The sequence below is a fragment of the Amycolatopsis sp. NPDC034160 genome (assembly GCF_055575355.1).
Genome location: NZ_JBVISU010000050.1, coordinates 1 through 1,308 on the forward strand (window position 1 = coordinate 1; position 1,308 = coordinate 1,308).

Here is a 1,308-nt window from a genome sequence, read left to right on the forward strand (position 1 = left end):
AGGCGCCTCGCTCTTTCCGGACAGTTGAACCACTTCAGTGCACGACTGTCCAAATCGAACACCGTCACTGCAACGCTGGCCGGAGCGCGCCGTGTGGGACTGCCCGGAGTTTGGTTGTCACCACTACGAAATAAGCGTCTTCTCACAACATGCACTCCCGATAGCTCATGTTCAGGTCTCCCTCCTTGTCGGAACCACCCCTTGGCGAGGGCGGGCGTCGAGTTCATCGGCGAAGATGGTCTCGATCCTGGAGTCCGCGTGGCGCAGAAGCCGGCGAACATGACGGATCACCATCATGATCCCGCCAGCGGTCGCGGCCGTCATCGATCCGGTGGCCGGGTCGATCGGCACGAGCACGACCGCGAGCACCAGTATCGTGGTCACGATCGCCCATGGGCGGGATCTGCGCGCGTGCCGGGGACGGTAGCGGAACGCGTGGACGGTTCGAAGAACCGGGGAATAGATATGGCTGCTCATGTGGGCGTCACCTCAAGGAATCACTTTCGGGATACGCGGTCCACTACGCACCACGCCGCGTCACTTCAGACGTCCAAATAGGTCGACCTGCGGCTCAATTCGTTTACACATCGTCGTGACGTACACCCGATCGGCCTATCTGGTTCACTCCAACGCACACCTGGGGTGTCGCGGGTACCGATTCAGGCACAATCGCGGAGGGTTGCCAGTACCGTGCCACGCCTCGACCTTGGTTCGCTGACCTGCCGTTTTTCCGTCGCGATGGTTATGTGATGCTCACCGACTGTGTTGTTTCGGCTGGCGTATGTGATCGTGGTGCGAGTGTGTGACTGGTTAAATCTGTGTACTCGATCCTCGACCGCCAAGGATGTCGAGACCGGGCCGGCCAGTTCACGGCCTCCTTCGATGCCGTCCTGGCCGACGGGGGCATCGAGACGATCAGGATTCCGCCGCGTTGCCCACGCCGAACGGTCACGCCGAACGGTTCGTGCTCACGGCCAGAACCTAGCTCACCGACCGTATGTTGATCCTCAACGAGCGGCATCTGCACGCCGTGCTCGTCGATTACGTCCGGCACTACAACGGTCGACGACCGCACCGCTCCCGCAGCTTCGCCACCCCGGCCGACCCACCCCGTGGCAGATCACAACTCTCAGCGGATCAAACAACAGCGGCTTCTCGGAGGCATGATCAACGAGTACGAACGAGCCGCGTAAATCCACTGGTCAGCACCGGTGTGGAGTTGCCCCCGGATGGCGGACACGGGGTTTTCACGCGGCTTGTTGGTGACTGTAGCTGGTTCGGGTTTCGTGGGGTGTGCGGTGGCCGACT

At 61.5% G+C, this 1,308-nt stretch carries 1 protein-coding gene; it reads left to right on the forward strand.

The window, feature by feature from the left end:
• Positions 1 to 295: 295 nt before the first annotated feature.
• Entirely contained in the window at positions 296 to 427 is a 132-nt protein-coding gene (locus ACZ54P_RS40710; protein ID WP_465466968.1) for a hypothetical protein, read from the forward strand.
• Positions 428 to 1,308 lie beyond the last annotated feature (881 nt).